Annotated in this window: 18 protein-coding genes; 2 read left to right on the top strand and 16 right to left on the bottom strand. The window is 68.4% G+C overall.

The window, feature by feature from the left end; all coding sequences use genetic code 11:
• Nucleotides 1–12: 12 nt before the first annotated feature.
• From ACLBX9_RS29660 to ACLBX9_RS29640, 5 genes are all read right to left on the bottom strand, one after another.
• Nucleotides 13–405 (bottom strand): response regulator, encoded by a 393-nt coding sequence (locus ACLBX9_RS29660; RefSeq protein WP_447721448.1) that lies wholly within the window; start codon nt 403–405, stop codon nt 13–15.
• Between the two features lie 23 nt (nt 406–428).
• Complete coding sequence (locus tag ACLBX9_RS29655; protein WP_447721429.1) at nt 429–3,914, bottom strand: CheR family methyltransferase; 3,486 nt, start codon at nt 3,912–3,914, stop codon at nt 429–431.
• Nucleotides 3,915–4,034: 120 nt separating this feature from the next.
• The gene (locus ACLBX9_RS29650; protein WP_010683891.1) at nt 4,035–5,057 is read right to left on the bottom strand and encodes a chemotaxis protein CheB; all 1,023 of its coding nucleotides are present in this window, start codon (nt 5,055–5,057) and stop codon (nt 4,035–4,037) included.
• A 102-nt stretch (nt 5,058–5,159) separates the two neighbouring features.
• Nucleotides 5,160–5,876, bottom strand: a complete 717-nt coding sequence (locus tag ACLBX9_RS29645) for an HWE histidine kinase domain-containing protein (RefSeq protein WP_447721428.1) — start codon at nt 5,874–5,876, stop codon at nt 5,160–5,162.
• Complete coding sequence (locus ACLBX9_RS29640) at nt 5,863–6,669, bottom strand: Crp/Fnr family transcriptional regulator (protein WP_447721427.1); 807 nt, start codon at nt 6,667–6,669, stop codon at nt 5,863–5,865. Before ACLBX9_RS29640 ends, ACLBX9_RS29645 begins: the two co-directional genes overlap by 14 nt.
• A gap of 18 nt (nt 6,670–6,687) precedes the next feature.
• On the opposite strand from ACLBX9_RS29640, the gene ACLBX9_RS29635 reads away from it, so the two are divergent.
• Together ACLBX9_RS29635 and ACLBX9_RS29630 are read left to right on the top strand one after the other, a co-directional pair.
• Nucleotides 6,688–6,984 (top strand): hypothetical protein, encoded by a 297-nt coding sequence (locus tag ACLBX9_RS29635; protein WP_447721426.1) that lies wholly within the window; start codon nt 6,688–6,690, stop codon nt 6,982–6,984.
• 242 nt (nt 6,985–7,226) lie between these two features.
• The gene (locus ACLBX9_RS29630; RefSeq protein ID WP_447721425.1) at nt 7,227–7,517 is read left to right on the top strand and encodes a hypothetical protein; all 291 of its coding nucleotides are present in this window, start codon (nt 7,227–7,229) and stop codon (nt 7,515–7,517) included.
• Nucleotides 7,518–7,781: 264 nt separating this feature from the next.
• Here the strand turns inward: ACLBX9_RS29630 and ACLBX9_RS29625 are convergent, their stop codons facing one another.
• From ACLBX9_RS29625 to ACLBX9_RS29575, 11 genes are read right to left on the bottom strand one after another with little or no spacing between them, the layout of a single operon-like run.
• Nucleotides 7,782–8,078 (bottom strand): cytochrome C oxidase subunit IV family protein, encoded by a 297-nt coding sequence (locus tag ACLBX9_RS29625; RefSeq protein ID WP_447721424.1) that lies wholly within the window; start codon nt 8,076–8,078, stop codon nt 7,782–7,784.
• Nucleotides 8,075–8,752 (bottom strand): cytochrome c oxidase subunit 3, encoded by a 678-nt coding sequence (locus ACLBX9_RS29620; RefSeq protein ID WP_447721423.1) that lies wholly within the window; start codon nt 8,750–8,752, stop codon nt 8,075–8,077. Before ACLBX9_RS29620 ends, ACLBX9_RS29625 begins: the two co-directional genes overlap by 4 nt.
• The gene (gene ctaD, locus ACLBX9_RS29615; protein WP_447721422.1) at nt 8,749–10,446 is read right to left on the bottom strand and encodes a cytochrome c oxidase subunit I; all 1,698 of its coding nucleotides are present in this window, start codon (nt 10,444–10,446) and stop codon (nt 8,749–8,751) included. Before ctaD ends, ACLBX9_RS29620 begins: the two co-directional genes overlap by 4 nt.
• Before the next feature lie 34 nt (nt 10,447–10,480).
• Nucleotides 10,481–11,560: a cytochrome c oxidase subunit II gene (gene coxB, locus ACLBX9_RS29610; protein WP_447721421.1), complete on the bottom strand. Its 1,080-nt coding sequence runs from the start codon at nt 11,558–11,560 to the stop codon at nt 10,481–10,483.
• The gene (locus ACLBX9_RS29605; protein WP_447721420.1) at nt 11,560–12,072 is read right to left on the bottom strand and encodes a hypothetical protein; all 513 of its coding nucleotides are present in this window, start codon (nt 12,070–12,072) and stop codon (nt 11,560–11,562) included. The genes coxB and ACLBX9_RS29605 overlap by 1 nt, the downstream gene beginning before the upstream one ends.
• The gene (locus tag ACLBX9_RS29600) at nt 12,065–13,030 is read right to left on the bottom strand and encodes a hypothetical protein (RefSeq protein ID WP_447721419.1); all 966 of its coding nucleotides are present in this window, start codon (nt 13,028–13,030) and stop codon (nt 12,065–12,067) included. Before ACLBX9_RS29600 ends, ACLBX9_RS29605 begins: the two co-directional genes overlap by 8 nt.
• A complete protein-coding gene (locus ACLBX9_RS29595; RefSeq protein WP_010683901.1) occupies nt 13,027–13,554 on the bottom strand; it encodes a c-type cytochrome in 528 nt (175 codons plus the stop codon). Before ACLBX9_RS29595 ends, ACLBX9_RS29600 begins: the two co-directional genes overlap by 4 nt.
• The gene (locus tag ACLBX9_RS29590) at nt 13,551–14,078 is read right to left on the bottom strand and encodes a DUF3341 domain-containing protein (RefSeq protein ID WP_010683902.1); all 528 of its coding nucleotides are present in this window, start codon (nt 14,076–14,078) and stop codon (nt 13,551–13,553) included. Before ACLBX9_RS29590 ends, ACLBX9_RS29595 begins: the two co-directional genes overlap by 4 nt.
• The gene (gene nrfD, locus ACLBX9_RS29585; RefSeq protein WP_010683903.1) at nt 14,075–15,433 is read right to left on the bottom strand and encodes an NrfD/PsrC family molybdoenzyme membrane anchor subunit; all 1,359 of its coding nucleotides are present in this window, start codon (nt 15,431–15,433) and stop codon (nt 14,075–14,077) included. The genes ACLBX9_RS29590 and nrfD overlap by 4 nt, the downstream gene beginning before the upstream one ends.
• Nucleotides 15,430–18,237 carry a 4Fe-4S dicluster domain-containing protein gene (locus tag ACLBX9_RS29580; protein WP_447721418.1) on the bottom strand — a complete coding sequence of 936 codons (2,808 nt, stop codon included), beginning with the start codon at nt 18,235–18,237 and terminating at the stop codon, nt 15,430–15,432. Before ACLBX9_RS29580 ends, nrfD begins: the two co-directional genes overlap by 4 nt.
• Nucleotides 18,225–18,884, bottom strand: a complete 660-nt coding sequence (locus tag ACLBX9_RS29575) for a cytochrome c3 family protein (protein ID WP_447721417.1) — start codon at nt 18,882–18,884, stop codon at nt 18,225–18,227. The genes ACLBX9_RS29580 and ACLBX9_RS29575 overlap by 13 nt, the downstream gene beginning before the upstream one ends.
• Nucleotides 18,885–18,961: the final 77 nt, after the last annotated feature.

Raw genomic sequence — 18,961 nt, 5'->3', positions numbered from 1 at the left:
GATAAGTAGACGCTAACAGTGCTTGCTGACCTCTGCCGACAACACTCGCGTGAGCGTGTCCATCTGCAGCGGCTTCTCGCAGTGCTGAATGTGTGCGTAGCGCGCGGGGATCACCGCGCTGTCGTAGCCAGTGGCAAAGATGAACGGCACGCCGCGCCTAGTCAGGGCGTCCGCCACCGGAAAGACCGTGACGTCGCGCAAATTGATGTCGAGCACGGCTGCGTCGATCTCAGAACTGGCCTCGATCAACGCCAAGGCTTTGTCGATGCTCGCCACCGGTCCGAGGATCTCCGCGCCGTCCCTCGACAACATCCGGCGCATCTCGTCGGCGATGAAGTAGTCATCCTCAACCAAGAGCACCTTTCGGCCCGGTAGCGCGTCGGGGTCATGGCTCGATGTGCCCATCATCTGTCCCTCGGAACGGGGTCTCAGGCCAAAGGAAGCTCGATCAGACAACGCACCTCGGCCTCGCCGAGTTCGTAGCGCGTCGTGGCGTCGAGAGCATACGGCAGTGCGTTCTCGATCAACTCGCGTCCGTAGCCGTTCCTCAGGTTCGCGCTTCCCCGCGCAGACTGTCTCTCGATGCCGGTCTCAACCCATTCGAGCGTGAGTTGTGGGCCCTGCCCATCGCTCTCGTGCGTCCACCATGTCACGCTGAGCTGGCCGTGAGCGTTGGAGAGCGCGCCGTACTTGCGCGCGTTGGTGGCCAGCTCGTGGAGGGCGAGCGCCAACGTTTGCACCGCCGCCTTACGGATGCGAACGTCGGGCCCGGTCAGCACGACACGGTTCTGCAAATTCGCGGCGAGGGCATCAAGTTCGGTCTGGATCAGCGCCCCCAGGGTGATCGGCTCTTCGCCCGCGCGCGACAGCAGCCCCTGCACGCGCGAGAGCGCGGCCAACCGCTCGTTGAACGCGGAACTGAACGCCTCCAGCGTGTCGCTCATCGCCACAGTCTGCTGCGCGATCGAGTGCACCACGCCGAGCAGGTTCCGGGTACGGTGCTGCAGTTCGGCGACCAGAACGTGCTGCTGCTCCTGCATCCGGCGCAGATCGTCGATGTCGGTCGAGGTGCCGAGCCACTCCACCACTTCCCCGCGCTCGCCACGCACCGGCATCGCGCGCGTTTGAAACCACCGGTAGCCGCCGTCGACCCCGCGACGCAGGCGGCCTTCCATCTGTAGCAGCCCGGTCCGCGTAGCTTCGCGCCAAGCCTCGACGGCCGGTGCGCGGTCATCGGGATGCAGAGAATCGAGCCAGCCGTTGCCCCGGCTCTGAGCCTCATTCTGACCGGTATAGGCGGACCATTGCGGGCTCGCCCAGGTCCAGCGTCCATCCTCGGCCGCCCGCCAGACCAATTGCGGAATGCCCTCGACCAGGGCGAGGAGCCGGCGCTCGCTCGCGCGCTGATGCTCCTCGGCACGCTTGCGCTCCGTGATGTCGACGAACGTGATCACCACGCCGGCGATGAAGTTGTCGACGCTGCGGTAGGGCAGCACCCGAACGAGGTACTGCGCGCCCGTCGTGGAATTGGTGATCTCACGCTCGACCACGCTCAGGGTGCGCAGCACGCGCCGGGCGTCATCCTGCAGTTCCTCATAGGCGATCCGCGCCTTGATGTGGCCGATCGGCCGGCCCGAGTCGCTCTCGATGAGGTGGAAGATCTCGGTTACGGCGGGGGTGTGATTGGTGATCCGCAGCTCGTTGTCGAGGAAGATCGTCGCGATCTGCGTGCTCTCCAAGAAGTTCTTCAGGTCGCTGTTGGCCCGTCCCAACTCCTGAACCCGGTGGCCGAGCTCGCCGTTGACCGTGGTCAGCTCCTCATTGACGGATTGCTGCTCCTCCTTGGAGGTTTGCAGCTCCTCGTTGGTCGATTGCAGCTCCTCGTTGAGCGACTGGTACTCCTCGTTCGAGGATTTCAGCTCCTCGTTGGTGCTCTCCAACTCCTCGATGGTGGCCTGCAAGCGCTCGCGCGTGACCCCCAGTTCGGCTTCAAGGCGCCGGGTGTGTTCGAGCCCAGCGGCGGCATCTGCGTCTTCGGCGCGCTTGGCGGCCGATACCAGACCATCCTTGAACAGCACGAAGTAGCCGCGCGCGTCCGGGTCGTCGCGCATGGGTTCGACCACGAGGTCGACCGACAGGCGCGTCCCGTTCTGGCCGACCTGCAAGCCGTCGACCTGCACAGTCTGAGCGGTCTCATCGGCTTTGGTAAGCGCCGCGCGCAGGTCGAGCCGCAGATCCGGATGAGCGAGCTGCAGCAGGTTCAGGCTGGCGGCGCCGCCGGCCGGGTCGATGTACCGCCCGGTCCGTCCCGAGAAGTGCAGGACGTTGTACGAGGCGTCGGTGATCACATAGGCGGGCGCGTAACGCTCTGCCAACCGCTCAGCACGGCGGGTGAGCGTCGCCCCGTTCGGTCGCGCTCGCTCCTCGGCGAGGACGGGGGTTCCGAGCCGGCTGCCAGACGTCACGAACGGGAAATCCGGCAGGATGCGCGTGCCGGTCTCCCGACGGCGGAAGATGCGCGAGCGGCTGTCGATCGGCGCGAACAGGTCGGTGTGGCGCGAGACGTTCTCGGAATTGCCGAGGAACAAGATGCTGTCCGGCTTGAGGGCGAAGTGAAAAAGCGGGATCACCCGTCCCTGCAGCTCGGCGTCGAGATAGATCAGCAGGTTGCGGCACGAGATCAGGTCGAGCCTCGAGAACGGCGGGTCCTTGATGATCGAGTGCTGCGAGAAGATGCACATCTCGCGCAGCTCCTTCACGAGGCAGTAGGTGTTGCCCTCCTTCACGAACCAGCGGGCCAGCCGCTCGGGCGACATCGCGTCGCTGATCGTGTTCGCGAAGCGGGCAGCGCGCGCCGAGGCCAACGCCCGTCCGTCGAGGTCGGTCGCGAAGATCTGGACCTGAGGCACGACGTCGAGGGAGGCCATGTGCTCGCGCAGCAGGATCGCCAGCGAGTAGGCTTCCTCGCCGGTCGAGCAGCCGATCACCCAGATCCGAACCTGATCGTCCCGCGTCTTGCCGGCGAACAGTTTCGGTATCACCTCGTGTTCGAGGAGCTCGAACTCCTTCGGATCGCGGAAGAACTGCGTGACGCCGATCAGGAGGTCGTTGAAGAGCTCCTGCGCCTCCCCGGGGTGCTCACGCAGCGCGTCGACGTACTCATCGACGTGCGCCAGCGAGAGGACCTGCATCCGGCGCTGGACCCGGCGCAGGAAGGTGCCGGGCTTGTAGCCGTGGAAGTCGTGGCCGGTCCTGTTGCGGAGCGCTCCTGCGATCGCTTGCAGCGCGGCCTTGGATGCATCAGGCGCGACGTCGCCTTGAGCGGCCAGTTGGTGCGTGGCGGTCGAGACCCGTTCGACGAGAGCGTCGAGCGGTAGGATGGCATCGGCCAGCGCTGCCGGACTGTCGCTGGAAGCGAGCTCGCCGGCCCTGGTCTCGTCGGTCTCCTCGGCGAGCGTCAGGCCACCCGACTCCTTGACGACCTTGAAGCCGAGTGTCCCGTCTCCGCCCGTGCCCGCAAAGGCGACGGCGATGCTGCGCCCGTCCTCGTCGTGGGCGAGCGAGACCAGAAAGCTGTCGATGACACCCCGGCATCCGATCTCATCCGCCGGCCGGGTACGGAAGCGCCCCTTCTCGACGCCCACGACGAGATCGGCGCCGATCAGGTAGACGCGTCCACCTTCGATCACAGCGTCGTTCAGAACTTCCGTCAGATCGATTCCGGTCGCTGCCAGCGACTGCCGAAACCCAGCCTCGTCGAGGGCGTCCCTATGCTGGAGGACGATGATCACCGCTACGCTGTCGAGTCGCGGCAAATGGGTGAGGACGTGCTGCAGCGATGCGGTGCTCGCCGCCGACGCGCTCAGGGCCACGAAGGCGCTCGTCCTCGACGGGTTCACTTCGGCCTGTGGCATGCTGGATCGCCGTGATGCGAAGCGCTGTAGAAGTGGCGGTGCCACCCGAAGCGCCTCGTGGAGACAGTAACGGGTCCTCGTACCACGGCGATGCCTCCAGGGTGATCGGGGCGATACGCCTTAATCTTCCTGTGCGCCTTCGCTTCCGGACGGCTCGGGCTCGGGGAAGGACAGCAGGACCGCCCGGCGGATCGTCTCGGCGTAATCCCGGTACTCGGCTGCGCGCTCGTCGTACATGTCGGCGACCGCGGGACGTCCGGAGTTCCGCCCGTCCCGCGCCATGCGGGCGACGAGTTCGGCCCGCTCCTCGATGATGCGCAGCGCGACCCGCAGGGCCTCGTCGACCGCGTTCTCCTGCTGCTTGGCGACCACCTCGGCGGTGAAGGCGTGACCGACTTGGCAGCGATAGCGCAGCGGCTTGGCATCGCGGATCGTGGACAGGACGCCGCTGCAGTGCGGGCACGTCAGCGGTGCGGGATCGGCGAGGCGGCGCAGCACATCGCTGTCGATTCGCTCGCCAGCGGCGATGTCGATCTCCAAGCGGATCTCGGGTGGGACCGGCAGGCGCGGTCCGGCGGGCTCGTGTACGAGTTCGGACAGGATGTCGCCGAGGCGCGCGCTCGGCACGGCGAGATCGACGGTGACCGCCGCCATCCCGCTGAGCGGCATCTCGTCGGCGATCGCGTCCGTTGGGTCCTGCACGATCGCCATGCCGCCGCAGCGCTTGATCGCCTCCAACCCCGCCGCACCGTCGTTGAGCAGGCCGCTGAGCAACACACCGATGACGCGGGGGCCATAGGCCGCCGCTGCGGAGCGGAACAGCGGATCGATCGATGGGCGGGCCATGTTCTCGCGGGGGCCGCGGCCGAGCCGCATCTGTCCGTCACGGATGATCAGATGATGGTCGGGCACGCCGAGATAGACGTTGCCGGGCGCGATCGCCATGCCGTCGCGCGCGGCGTGGACCGGCAGCCGGCCGGCCGCGGCGGTGACGGTGGCAAGCAGGCCGAGGCTGCGGGCCGGGATGTGCACCACGACGAAGACAGCCGCCGCCAAGTCTCCGGGAAGCGCGCTGAGGATCGCTTTGAGCGGGGCGGTCGAGCCCGACGATCCGCCGATGACGATGATGTCGCGATTGGTCATCGGCGCTCTCCGTCGGGCAAGAAGCATCGCATCGAGCGCAGTGCATCCGCGCACCGTTCGTTCGGAAACAGGTTCGTGAGGGATGAACGCACCGGAGCGGCTCTAGTCACGATCATCACCTGCACCGTGTGCCGCCGCCGGTCCGACGAGGCGTCCGATCCAGGTGGCCAATGGGATGAGCAGGGTGCAGCGCAGCCCATCCGGCTCGTAAGTGAGTGCCGATCGGGCATCGATCTCGTAGGCCAGCATGTCCTCCAGGAGCGCCGTACCGAAGCCGCGATGTGCGGGCTTCGTCACCCCGGTGCCGCCCTCCTCTTTCCACGTCAGGACGAGAGTCGGCTCAGGACTGCTCGGCTCGACCTCCCAGGACACCGTCACGCGCCCTTGCGGCAGAGCCAGAAACCCGTGTTCGACGCCGTTGCTGGTCAGCTCGTGCACTGCCAGCGCCAGGACCAGCGCAGCCTTCGGCCTGAGCCGCACATGTGGACCGTCGATCGTGGCCCGCTCACCCTCGCGCACGAGGTGGAACAGCAACTCGTCCGAGATCAGCGTGTGCAGGTTCGCCTCGCCGAACGCATCCGTGGTGGCCTGTATGCGCGTCAATGCGTGCAGGCGGCCGTCGAGGTGGGCGGCGTAAGCCTCGACATCCCCGGCGCTCTCGGCCGAACGACGCACGATCGTGCGCAGCATCGCCATCGTGTTGCGCACGCCGTGGCGCAGGCTGTCCGGCATCCCGGCCTCGTCGAGAAGTCGACGCAGACGGGCATTGTCGGCGCGCAGGGCTGCGAGTTGCCCGGCCACGTCATCAGGATCCGTCATGCCGGGCCCTCTTCGAGAACAAGACGTCATTGCCAATCGACAGCGAGCCTACGGTTCGCGCTGGCAACGGAGCCGAGGGATAATCAACCGTGAGGTGCAGGTAGGCCCGATCGAAGTGCCCGAGCTGGGCCAGCGCCGTTGGATCATGAATGGTCAGGCTACGCCTGCGCAATGTGATCAGTCCCGCAGAGCGCATCTCTTGGAGCGTGCGATTGATGTGCACGCTGGTCTGACCCATCGCGTCGGCGAGGTCGTTCTGGGTGATCGGCATCGGGCAGGTGTTGTCGTCCGCGAGGCCGACGGCCGCCAATCTCGCGTGCAGTTCGCAGAACAGGTGAGCGAGCCGCTCGATGCCGGTGCGACAGCCGAGGCTGACGGTCCACTCGCGCTGAACCGCAGCGGTAGCAAGCACTTCACGGTGAACGGCTAGGTCGAGCTGCGGGCTGCGAGCCGTCATCGCCTGCATGGCTGCGCCAGAGATCTGCCCGAGGAGGACCGGCGTGATTGCACTGATCGTGTGATCCATCTCCTTGAGAAGGAAGACGTGCGGGTCGCACAGGTCGCCCGGGAGGAGGAACGCGACGATCTGGCGCCGCCCATCGAGGAGCTGCCGATAGCGGCAGGCCCAGCCATCGAGGATGACATTGACAGCGCGTGGGTCGTCGCCCTCGTGGATGATGTCGGTGCGCGCGGCGATCTGGCGTCCCGGACCGAGCACATCGCTCAGCCACAGCTTATCGGCATCCGAGAGCGGTACGTAGCGCTGCAGCTTGCGGGCGAGCGGGTTCGGCATGGGTGCTTTTCCGCGGCGATGAAGAAATTCACCTATGTCAACGGCAGGACTGCGCACTCACCTAGATCAGGATCAAGGCCGCAAATTATTCGCTGCTGTATTAGCGGTGCGCGGAAAAACTGCTGCTTGATTCAAGCTGGAGAAACGCATCGTCCGGACGTGAAAATCCGCAGGGTCAGCTTCTTGTCGGTTGTGAACGTTCACGTCGTGTCGCACGACCGGCTGCTTGCCGCTTGCCTGCGCAAGGACGCCGACATTCCTTTTTTGCCCGCACCATTGGTCTTGTTGCAATCTCTGATGGGCGAAGTCGGGTGAAATTCTACCGGCGCGCTTCTGGAAGGCATAAGCATTGAAGCAGATATAGCCGCAGGCTCCGCGTCCGACTCGACTGAGAAGCCGGGACCGTGTGGCCGCAGACTGCTTGGAACTTCAAGAGGCTACGATGGTACAGGGCGGCATGACTCAGCGGCATTCCGTCGACCCGAATGCCAACTTTCAGTTGTGTAGAAGTTGACCACCTCACGTGTTTAGCCGAGAGTGGCGGCCGTGGTGACGACATGCTTGATGAAGACGTTGCCTTTGTGAGGCTTCGCGCATCGGTCGACGAGACCCTGGCAAGAGCTCGACGGTTGCGGACTGAAAGCTTGCTGCTGCAACAAAAATTGCAAGAAACGATTGTCGATTTCAGGGCCGTCCAGGATCATGTATGTGCGACGGTCGATATGGTACGCGCTAATCTATCATCCTTGCGCTCTGAAAGCGGTGAGCAGCCTTCATCCGCGTCGCCGATCCCGTACGCCTATCGCTCCCGGTACGCGCATGCATCGGGTGTGACCTTGAAGAAATGACCAATGACATGATCATTGCCTGAAGGACCGCGATGACCGTCTGTGGCGACGCGTTCCAAGCGATGCTATCTGAGGCGTTGATGCAGATCGGCCAGCATATTGCAAACATACCGGTGAGGTCAGTGCGTCTGCGCCATTCCGTGAGCCCGGCCGATCTCGACGAAGCCCTGTGCCAAGCCGGGTTCGACACCGTGCGAAAGACGAAGCGCATCAGCCTGGAGCCGTGCGGGACGACCACAGTCTATTGGGCACGCTGAGGCGGGCTCAGGAGCGCGTGAGGCGGCTTAGGACGTCGGCCAGCGACAGGGTGAACAGGATCGCCGACCAGAACAGACCGCAGGCCGCCGTCAGTTGGATGAGGGCGCTCGCGCTGTCCAGCCGCATGAACAGCAGGGCGACGAGCAAGGCTTGCGTGGCGGCGATGCCGAAGCCCACCGCTACAGTCCAGGTACCCAGCGGCGCGTAGGCGAGGGCGCAACTGACCGCCAGCAGAGCCATCAGGCCGAGCCAGCCCGGCAGCACCCGGCGCCACACGGCGCCCGCGGAGACGGGGGCGCTCATCCGGCGCCCCCCACGAGGTAAAGGGCCGGATAGAGGAACAGCCAGACCATGTCGACGAACCCCCAGTAGAGCATCGTCACCTCGATCTGCGGGTTCCCGGGAACGCGATCCGGATGGCGCCAGCCGATCACGATCAGCCGCGCCACGAGGCCGATGCCGATGGCGAGGTGGATCCCGTGGATGCCGGTCGAGAGCCAGTAGAAGCCGAAGAACAGCTGGGCGGACGGCTCCGGCAGCTTGAAGCCCGCCCCCGGCACGAGGTGCCCGGCGATGTCCTCGCGGTACTCCAGGCCCTTCACCGCCAGGAAGGCGAGGCCGAGCAGCGCCGTCGCCACGAGGCACCAGAGGGTCATCCGGCTCAAGGCGGCGTGCTCGGAGGCCCGGGAGGCGGCCGCCGCGGTCAGGCCGCTCGTGAGCAGGAGCGCGGTGTTCACCGTGCCGTAGACGATGTTGGTCTCGCGGGCGGCCGCCGCGAAGGCCTCCGCATGCTCGGCCCGAACGGCTGCGTAGAACAGGAACAACGCCCCGAAGAACAGCACCTCGCTGGCGATGAAGATCCAGATGCCGAAGGTCGCGCCGAAGCGCTGGTCGGACAGCGCCTCCGCCTCAGGGAGTCTCAGGCCATCCCAGGGCTCCCGCAGCAGCACCTTGGGGGCGACGGAAGGGTCGCTCATGTAAGCGAGCCTTGCGAGGGGATGCGCGGCTGGTCGTGCAGCGGCTCCGCGCCCTCCGGGTGGTAGTTGTAGGGCTTGCCGAGCACGGCGGGATGGCCGAAGAAATTGTCCCGCGGCGGCGGCGAGGTCGTGCGCCATTCGAGGCCCGAGGCGTTCCAGGGGTCGTTCACCGCCCGCTCCCCGAAGACCAGCGACCACGTGAGATAGCCGAGCGGCATCAGGTAGGCCGCCGCCAGAACCGCCGCGCCCGAGGAGGAGAGCACGTTCCAGACCTGGAACTCCGGCGGATAGACGTGGTAGCGCCGCGGCATGCCGAGATAGCCCGCGATGAATTGCGGGAAGAAGGTCAGGTTGAAGCCGAAGAACATCAGCACCGCGGCGAACTTGGCCCAGGTCTCCGGGTACATGCGGCCGGTGAATTTCGGCCACCAGAAGTGCAGGCCGGCGAAGTAGGCCGATACGGTCGCGCCGACCATGATGTAGTGGAAATGCGCGACGACGAAGTAGGTGTCCTGCACGTGGACGTCGATCGGGATCGAAGCGAGGAACAGCCCGGTCAGGCCGCCCACGGTGAACAGGCCGATATAGCCCAGCACGTAGAGCATCGGCGATTCGAACCCGACCTGCCCGCGGTAGAGCGTGGCGGTCCAGTTGAACACCTTGATGGCCGAGGGCACGGCGACCACGAAGGACAGGAACGAGAAGATCAGGGCCGCGTAGGGCGACATCCCCGAGGTGAACATGTGGTGGCCCCAGGTGAAGAAGCCGATCACCGCGATCGCCACCAGGGCGTAGACCATGAAGTCGTAGCCGAAGATCCGCCGCCGCGCGAAGCAGGTGATCACCTCCGAGACGATGCCCATGCCGGGCAGGAGCATGATGTAGACGGCCGGGTGCGAGTAGAACCAGAACAGGTGCTGGAACAGGATCGGGTCGCCGCCCTTCGCCGGATCGAAGATCGGCAGACCGAGGGATCGCTCGGCCACAACGAGGAGGATCGTCAGCGCCAGGACGGGCGTCGCGAGCACGAAGATGATGCTCGTCGTGTACATGGCCCAGACGAAGAGCGGCAGGCGGAACCAAGTCATCCCGGGCGCCCGCAGCAGATGCGTGGTAGCGATGAAGTTCACCCCCGTGGCGATGGTCGAGAAGCCGGAGACGAAGACCCCGAGCACGCCGATGGTGACGGCGGTGTTGGAGAAGGTGGTGGAGTAGGGGACGTAGAAGGTCCAGCCGGTGTCGATGCCGCCGGCCAGCACCGCGGCCGTGGTGATCAGGCCGCCGAGGACGTTGAGGTACCAGCTTGCGAGGTTGAGCTTGGGGAAGGCGAGGTCCCGGGCGCCGATCATCAGCGGCAATAAAAAATTGCCGAAGGTGGTGGGGATCGACGGGATCAGGAAGAACCACACCATGATCACGCCGTGGAGCGTGAACAGCTTGTTGTAGGTGTCTGCGCCGACGAGGTCGGCCTGCGGGGTGAACAGCTCCAGCCGCACCAGGGTGGCGGCCGCGCCGCCGATGAAGAAGAAGGCCGTCACCGACAGGGCGTAGAGGATCGCGATGCGCTTGTGGTCGGTGGAGGTCAGCCACGATCCGAGCGTGCTGCCGGCCGCGAGGTAGCTCTCGGGCAGGCCGAGGGCGAGTTCGTCCGGGTCGGCGAGGCTCGCCGGGCTTTCGGCGACGCGCGTGCTCATGCGGGCACTCCGGGTCTGAGGGGCTCGGCGGGGATCACGGCTTCACCGCCGGTCCGGCGGGCGCCGGCGTGTCGGAGACGGGGGCGCCCGGCACCATGGCGGGGCTGCGCTCGGGCTGGGCGCCGGGCACCCGCGAGGACAGCGGCGGCAGGCCGGGCGTGCGGATCTCCCGCGGGCCCGCGCCGAGCGAGCGGATATAGGCGGTGAGCGCCTGGATCTCGCCGTCCGAGAGCAGGCCCTGGTAGCTCGGCATGACCGGCGCGTAGCCCGCCACGACGTCCCGCTTCGGCTGGAGGATCGAGTCGCGCACGTAGGCGGCGTCGACCGTGGCGAGCCTGCCGCCGTCGAGCTGCACCGCCTGCCCCCAGATCCCCGCGAGGCTCGGCGCATGCACGGAGGAGCCTGGCGCGTGGCAGCCGGAACAGCCCTTATCGGAGAAGAGCCGCTCACCCTGATGGGCGAGGTCGTCGCCCTCGGGCTGGGCCGAGAGCCAAGCCGCGTAATCCTGCGGCTCCATGACGATCACCCGGCCGAGCATGCGGGCGTGGTCGGTGCCGCAATACTCGGTGCACATCAGCTGGAACGTGCCGGTCTTGGTGGCCTGGAACCACGCCTCGGTGGTCTGATCGGGCACCGCGTCGCGCTTCAGACGGAAGGCCGGGATGTAGAAGGAATGGATCACGTCCTGCGAGGTCAGGACCAGGCGCACCGGCACGCCCACCGGCACGTGCAATTCGTTGATCTCCCGGGCGCCGTTGGAACTCTGCGTCTTCCACATCCACTGCTTGCCGACGACGTGGACTTCGAGCGCGTCCTTCGGCGGCGAGAAGGCCCCGATCTCGGCCGAGGCCGCCCACCAGAATATGAACACGAAGATGAACAGGGTGGCGGCGGTCCAGCCGATCTCGAACTCGCGGGAGACGACTTCGGGGAGCGGCCCCCGGTCAGCCTTCGACCCGCGGCGGAAGCGGATCGCGAAGGTGACCACGAGGCCGACCACGAGGAGCACGATGGCCGCCGAGACCAGGGTCAGGCCGATGAAGATCCGGTCGACCTTGGCGGCCTGGGTGGAGGCGGCGACCGGCATGAGCCAGGCGGGCATGAGCGAGCCCATCAGCGCGCTCCCTCGGAGGCGGCGCGCTGCTGTGTGCCGGGCTGCCCGTCCGGCGAGGGCAGGGCGCTCGACGCGCCGCCGCGACTTCCGAAGGGCGGCACCTGCTCGGGCTGGACGGGGGCGGCGAAGCCGGTATCCCCCTCGGCCGCGAGGCGGGCCATCGCGGCGTCAATCGGCATGCGGGCGATGCCCTTGTCGCGGTCGACCCAGGCGTAGCCGGTGAGCCGCCCCTTCTGGTCCCGGAGGAGGGCGTCGAGGTCGCTCGCCGGCGCCCGCTGCAGCTGCGGCTGCGCGAAGGTCCGGGGCGGGCGCATCAGCGGCAGGGTCACGGTCGCCGTGTAGTAGAAGCGCAGGCCCGCCAGCGTCGCGGCGACGAACACCACGATGAACAGGCCGGTGAGCAGCACCGGGCGCAGCGCCAGGGCGGGGGCCTCCGTGCCGGGCCGGGCATGGCCCACGGCGTCGTCGTGAACGCCGGTATGCAGCTGGCCGTCGGCCGCCTGTTCAGGCATGGCGCGGCCTCCCGGCGGCCCGGATCCGGGCGAGGCGGCGACCGAACGGCACCGACAGCCCGGCCAGCAGCGTGAGGCCCAGCGCCGCGCATGCGGCGGCCGGCCCCGCGCCGTCGTCGTAGGCCGGCAGGACGTACCACGCGAGGTGCAGGGCGAGCCCGATCAGCACGAGGAGGCCGATCACCCTCAACGAGGCGGCGCTCTGCCGGATCCGGGCGAACAGCAGGGCCGCGAAGGGCAGGAGCCCGCCGGCCGTGAGCGATGCCAGCAGCACCGCGATCCAGGTTCCCGTGCCGCGCTTCAGGTACCAGGCCGCCTTCTCGGGCAGGTCGCCGTACCACGCGACGATGTAGGACATCAGGCTCAGGTAGAGGACACCCAGGAGAGTCGCGAGGATCAGCCCGGCGAGGTCGGAGGCGCGCGCGTCGTCGAGGCCCGGCGGGCTCGCCATCGCGGCCCAGGCGAGCGCCGCCAGGATCTGGTGCAGGGCGATGTTGGCCGCGAAGGCGGAGGAGGTGAAGTGCGGCTCCACCGAGAGGATCCAGTCCACCGCCACGAGGCTGATGGTGAGCCCGTAGAAGCTGAGGCCGAGCGCCGCCGCCAGCGGACCGCAGCGGCCGGCGAGGCAGAGCAGGGCGAGGACCGACCAGCCGAGGAGGGTCAACGCTGCCCGTAGGTCGAACAGGGCCGGGTCGAGGTAAAGTTCGGCGATCCCGGGCTTCACCAAGCCGGGATCGGCCGCCCAGGGGTAGAGGGCCGGCAGGGCGAGCGCCACGCCCAGGAAGGCCAAGGCGGCGAGCGGCACCAGGGCGGCGGCCGGCCGCAGGGCCGGCGCCAGAGCCTCGCCCCAGCGGCCGCCGGTGACCCTGTGAATCAGCATCAGGATGAGGCTGCCCACCGGCACCGTGCTCCAGACGAGCCAGGCGACCAGCCAGCCGCGGGCGAGTGCCTCGATCATGGCAGGTGCTCCGCGAGGCCCGGCACCGCCGCGACGCGTGCGCCTTGCGAGAGCTGCAGCGCCCGGATGTAGGCGGCGATGGCCCATCGGTCCCGGGGCGTGACCCGGTTGGCATAGGGATACATGACGCCGTAACCCTCGGTGATTACGTCGACGAAGTACCGGGCCGGCGCCGCCCGCAGGCGGTCCTCGTGGTAGGAGGGCGGGGCTGGGAAACCGCGCTGCACGACCATGCCGTCGCCGTGGCCGGTATAGCCGTGGCAGGGGGTGCAGATCGCTTCGTAGCGCTCCTTGCCGCGGGCGAGCAGGGCCGCGTCGAGGCGGGGCGGCGTGGCGAGGCCCGCCGCGTAGGCGGCATCCCCCTGGGCGACGGTCCCGGCCGGGGGCGTCTGGGTCTCGGCGTTACCAGGGAAGAGCGGCGCCTTGCCGTAGACCTCGTAGCGGTTCTGCACCCGCATCGACTGATCGTCGCAGGCCGCGAGGCACAGGGCCGGAACGACCGCGAGGAGGAGCGCACGCCTCATCCGTGCATCTCCGACACCAGCAGCGCGCCAGCCTCCTCGAGCCGACGGCGCAGGGGTCCAGGCTCCGCCTTCGGGGCGACGAGGAGCAGGAAGCGGTCCTGGCTCGCCCGCTCGAACTGCGGCATATCGTGGACCGGGTGGTTGAGCCGCGGCAGGCCGCAGGCCCAGAGCAGCGCGGCGAAGCCCGCCACCGCCGCCGCCAGCACGCCGAACTCGAACGGCACCAGGGTGAAGACCGGCCAGGAATGGAGCGGCCGCCCGCCGGAATTCAGCGGGTAGGCGTAGACCGCGCTGTACCATTGCAATCCGTACATCGCGGCCGCGGCCCCGAAGCCCGCCAGCGCCATCACGAGTCGCACAGGGTTGCGCGGCGGCGGAAAGTCCTCCGACAGCTCCTCCAGCGGGAAGGGCGTGAAGGCGTCGAGCAGGCAGTGACCGTCAGCCCGGGCGAGCCGCAGCGCCCGCACCAGGGCGTCCGGGGTCTCGAACTCGGCGAGCAGGGGCGCACTGGTGGTGGCACTCATGCCGCCGCCTCCTCGTTGTGGCTGACCTGCCGGACCTCGTGCATCGACACGACGGGGAAGATCCGCACCAGCACCAGGAAGCCGAGCACGAACAGGCCGAGGGGCCCGAACAGGATCGCGAGGTCGTAGAGGCTCGTATGGTACGTCCGCCACAGGCTCATCGCGTGGCCGTGCGAGAGCGTGTTCCAGACGATCAGGATGCGCTCGAACCACATCCCGATGTTGATCACCACCGAAATCCCCGCGAGCATCCAGAGGTTGCGGCGCGCGAACGGGAACCACAGGGCCTGCGGCACGACGCAGTTGCAGGCGATCAGGGCGTAGTACAGGAAGCGATAGTCGCCTTCGAAGAAGTAGCGGACCACGTCCCGGTCGGCGCGCTCGCCGCCGTACCAGGCCATGAACCACTCGGTGGCGTACGACAGGGTCATGATCACGCTGGCGAACAGCATGACCTTGCCCATGACGTCGAAATGGGCCGGCGTGATCACCGCCTGGAGGTTCAGCCCCCAGCGGATGAAGATCGCGATCATCACCACCATGGCGAAGCCGGAATACATCGCGCCGACGACGAAGTAGGGCGGGAAGATGCTCTCCTGCCAGCCGGGCATCAGGCTCGCGGCGAAGTCGAGGCCGACGATCGAGTGGACCGAGCAGACCAGCGGCACGGCGAGCGCCGCCATGGTCTTGTGGTAGGTCTCGTAGACCTGCCAGTGCCGGGCGGAGTTGCGCCAGCCCAGCGCCAGGGCGCCGTAGATGATCTGGCCGGCCCGGGTGGTGGCCCGGTCGCGCATCGTGGCGAGATCGGGCAGGAGGCCGGTGAACCAGAACAGCGCCGAGAACAGGATGTAGCTGAGGATCGCCCAGAAATCCCACACCAGGGCCGAGCGCCATTGCGGCCAGAGGTCCATGGTGTTGGGGTAGGGCGCCAGCCAGTAGGCGTAGAGCGGCCGCCCGAGATGGATGATCGGGAAGATCCCCGCGATGCCGGCGGCGAACAGGGTCATCGCCTCGGCGAAGCGGTTGATCGAGGCGCGCCAGCGCTGGCGCGTGAGCAGCAGCATCGACGAGATCAGCGTGCCGGCATTGCCGATGCCGATCCACCAGACGTAGTTGGCGATCGAGAAGCCCCAGACCACGGTGGTGTTCACCCCCGACAGGCCGATCCCCACGGTAAGCACCGCGCCGATCGCCCCGAGCGTCACCAGCACGAAGGGAAGGGTGGCCAGCAGCGCGTAGAACCAGAGCCTGCCGGGGCCGCGCTTCTGGATCGGGTCGGCGATCGCCGCCGAGATCGCGCCGTGGCTGAGCTGCGCCGGGGCGATCCAGCGATGTCCTCGCGCGCCGCCGCTCACGTCCGCCCTCCGAGATCCGGGTTCGGGGCGTGGAGGTCGGCGAGGTAGGTGGTGCGGGGCCGCGTGTTCAGCTCCTCCATCAGGGCGTAGTGGCGGGGGTCCTGGCGCAGGCGGCGGATCGGGCTGTCGGGTTTCGCCAAGTCGCCGAAGGTAATTGCCCGGGTCGGGCAGGCGGACTGGCAGGCGGTGGCGACCGGGCCCATCGGACGGCCGTCGCGCTCAGAATCCTGCCGTTCGTTTGCGATCCGCTGGATGCAGTAGGTGCACTTCTCCATCACGCCGCGGGCCCGGACCGTGACGTTCGGGTTGTGCTGCGCCTTGATGCTCTCGGCGCCCATTGTCGCGTAGGGTTGGCCGTCCGCGTAACCGAAGAAGTTGAAGCGCCGGACCTTGTAGGGGCAGTTCGCCTCGCAGAAGCGCGTCCCGACGCAGCGGTTGTAGACTTGGAGGTTCAGCCCCTCGCCGTCATGGACCGACGCTGCCACCGGACAGACCGGCTCGCAGGGCGCGTGCTCGCAATGCATGCACGGCACCGGCTGGAACCCCGCATGAACCGCCTCGGGCGTGCCGGAATCGTAGAGATCGACCCGCAGCCAGTGCATCATCCGGCCCCGGGCGATCTCCTCAGGCCCGACGATAGGGACGTTGTTCTCGGACTGGCAGGCGACCACGCAGGCGTTGCAGCCGATGCAGGCATGGGTGTCGATCACCATCGCCCAGGCATGGCCGTCGGCGTCGCCTGTCCAGGGTTCGAGGAGGGTCGGCTGGTCGGCGCCGATGCCCTTGGGCTTTGCCTGCGGAAGGTCGGCCAGGGCGATCTGGCGGAAGAGTTTCCTGGTCTCGCCTTCGATCTGCGTGAAATTCTGGGTGCGCAGCACCTCGCCCGTCCGATCGAGCCTCTCGACGTCGACGCCCGCCAACAGGCGCGGCGCCGCCGCCGTGGCGAGGCGGTAGCCGTCCGCGCCGATCCCGCTGCCGATCGCCCCGGCACGGAGACGTCCGTAACCGAGGGTCAGAACGCCCGCCCCGTCTGCCACGCCGGATTCCACCGAAACCAGCGCCTCGATGGCGCGGCCATCCATCCCGAGCCGCACCACGTCCCCGGCCGCGAGGCTGCGCCGGGCGGCCTCACGTGCCGAGAGCGCCAGGGCGTTACCCCAGACCTGCTTCGAGACCGGCTTCGGGCATTCCTGCAGCCACGCATTGTTGGCGTAGCGGCCGTCATAGAGACAGGGATCCGGGCGCATTTCCACGGCGAGGCCGGTGACGGGCGGCCGCAACGGCAGGGCCGGCAGCCGCGCCTCGCCCGGATCCACCGGGGCGGCGGCGCTGTCGGGGATCACCCCGTCATGGAGTGCCTTGCGCCACCAGCCCTCGAAATCATCGCCGCCCCGGTCGTGCCACGTCGCCCGGACAATGTCGTAGCCGGCGGTGGCGGGCGCGCTCGCGAGGAGCGACAGGATCTCGTGAGCCGAGCGGCCGCCGTAGAGGGGCCGGACCAGAGGCTGGACGAGGCTCGCAGTGCCGTCCAGAGCCCGCAGATCCGACCAGCACTCCAACTCGTGCGCCAGCGGCAGGTGCCAGTGCGTGGCCCCCGCGGTCTCGTCGCCGTGGAGCCCGGCATGGACCGAGAAGCCGGCGCGGCCGATCTTGTCCGCGAAGGCGAGGTCGGCCGGCGCGGTCTGGACCGGGTTGCAGCCGAGGATCGCGAGGCAGGAGACCGCGCCGCGATCGAGATCCGCCGCCAGGGTCGCGAGATCGGCGAGCGCATGGTCGCCCGCGACGTCGTGGGGGGCGACATACGTGACCGGGGCCTTCAGCCGGCCGTTGATCCAGTGGCCGAGGGCGTGCAGCTCCGGCGGCAGGGCGTCGCCCACGAGGACCAGGGCGCGGCCCTCGGCACCGCGCAGGTCCGCCGCGGCGGCCGTGGCGAACCGGGCGGCCTCCGGCGGCAGGTCGGGGACGGGGAGGTTCGCGCCGAGGCTGCTCGCTAGGGTGGCCAGCAGGCCGGCGGCGTCGGCCGGGTGGAGGGCGCAGCGGGCATCGGCCTTGATGCCGGTCTGGGTCAGCGCGGTCTCGGCGACGTAGAGCCGGCCGAACCGTACCGGGTCCTGGCGCCGGTCGATGAACGCGCGGCCGAACCGGATCTGGTCCGGCCCGGGCCCGAGCGGGTCGGCGCCGACGCAGCAGATTATCTCGGCGCGGCCCGGATCCGGCAACGCCCGCAAGAGGCGGCCGAAGGCGAGGTCCGCGCCGCGGAGCGCGGCGGCATCGTCCAGGGGCTCGTGGACGTGCCAGACCGCCTCGGGCATCGCCTGAAGCAGGGCGGCGATCTGGCGGGCGAGCGTCGGCGAGGTGACCCGCCCGGTGAGCAGGCGCAGGCCCCGTCCCTTCTCCCGGCGCGCCTGCGCCAGGGGCGCGGCCAGCGCCCGCTCGACCATGTCCCAGGAGGCGATGCCGCTCACCCGCTCGGTCACCGTCCGCGAGCGGTCTGGATCGTAGAGGTCAAGGATCGCGGCCTCGGCGAAGACGTCGGTGGCCCCGAGGCTCGCCGGGTGCTGGAGATTGCCCTCGATCTTGATCGGGCGCCCGTCCACCGCGATGGCGTGGACGCCCCGCGCCCAGCCGCCCAGCGACAACGCGGTGGCGTAACGCGCCGGCACGCCGGGCAGCAGTTGCTCCGGCTGCACCACGAAGGGCACCAGCTCCTCGGAGGGTTTCGAGCAGGCGCCGAGGCCCGCGGCGATGCCCGCGGAGAGCAGGCCCAGCGCCTCGCGACGGGAGGGGGTGCTCAGCGGTGGCATATGGAGCACTCGCTGAGCCGCTGGGGGCTCTTGATGTGGTAGGCCTTCACGAGTTGCGCGCCGACCGTCTTCTGATCGGGCGGCGGGGTCCAGTGCGTGTCGAACACCGCCTCGCGGGGGCGCAGGTTCGGGGCCGGATCGCGGTGGCAGTCGAGGCACCAGCCCATGGTGAGCGGCGCCACCTGCCGGACCAGCTTCATGGTCTGGACTTCGCCGTGGCAGGTGGTGCAGCCGACGCCCTTGGCCACGTGCACCGAATGGTTGAAGTAGACGTAGTGGGGCAGGGCGTGGACCTTGCGCCATTCCAGCGGCCGCCCCTCCGCAAGGCTGGTGCGCACCGGCGCCAGCATCGGCGCGTTGGTCCAGACCTGCGAGTGGCAGCTCATGCAGGTCTCGGTGGGCGGGATGCCCGGGAAGGCGGCCTTCTCCACCGACGTGTGGCAGTAGCGGCAATCGATCCCGAGGCCGCCGACATGGTGCTCGTGGCTGAATGGGACCGGCTGCTCGCGGGTCACATCCTGCTGGGTGGCGTAGGGCGAGCGCCAGTACGCGTAGGCGAGGCCCATCGACAGGACCGGCACCACGGCCACCGAGGCCAGGACGACCCGGGCGACCGTGTCGGCGCCCGGACGAAAGATCTGCACCATGCCGTGCGTCCACCTCCGGGCGACGTCACCGGGGTCGGACACGCGGGCCCGGACTCCCAGACAGGCTTAGACGGCAC

It is taken from the genome of Methylobacterium sp. A49B, assembly GCF_053346215.1.
This window is presented reverse-complemented; position numbering and strand designations above follow the sequence as displayed.